Consider the following 529-nt stretch of genomic DNA (forward strand, 5'->3'; position numbering starts at 1 on the left):
GCGTGCGGGGTGGTGGTGTTCGGGGGCGGTGTGGTTGTAGTTCGGGAGCGTGGGGGGCTACTCCCGTTTCGCTCTCGTTCGGGCCCTGGGTTGCACCAGGTGGACGGCAATGTTCGTGGTGTCAAGCCGTACCACTGAAGGAAACACCACGATGTCGCTCTCCCGGTTCGCCACCCGCACCGCCGCCCTCCTCCTCGCCGTCACGGCAGTGGGCACCGCGGCCACCGCGACGACCGCGACGACCCAGGGCGACACCGTGGCGCCGGCGGCCACCGAGGGTGTGACGGTGGTGGCCGAGGCGATCCTGGCCTCCACCCCGTTCGAGCAGGCCGCCGCGAGCCTGGGCGCGGCCACCACCGCCGGCGCCGCGGCAGCCACCACCGGATGCCAGAACAACACCTACGCCCTGTCCGGCTGGCGGATGTCCGACACCTTCACCTGGTACTACAACCCCGCCGGCGCCCCAGCCTCGGTCGCCGCGACCGCGCTGCCCGCCATCAAGTCCGCGACCACCACCCTGTTCACCGCC

1 pseudogene is annotated in these 529 nt (G+C 71.8%); it reads left to right on the forward strand.

Features of this window, described 5'->3' with window-relative positions:
• Positions 1-151 precede the first annotated feature (151 nt).
• A pseudogene (locus tag BU204_RS37930) lies at positions 152-529 on the forward strand (hypothetical protein); the annotation flags it as partial.

This window comes from Actinophytocola xanthii, from assembly GCF_001921205.1.
GTDB lineage: Bacteria > Actinomycetota > Actinomycetes > Mycobacteriales > Pseudonocardiaceae > Actinophytocola > Actinophytocola xanthii.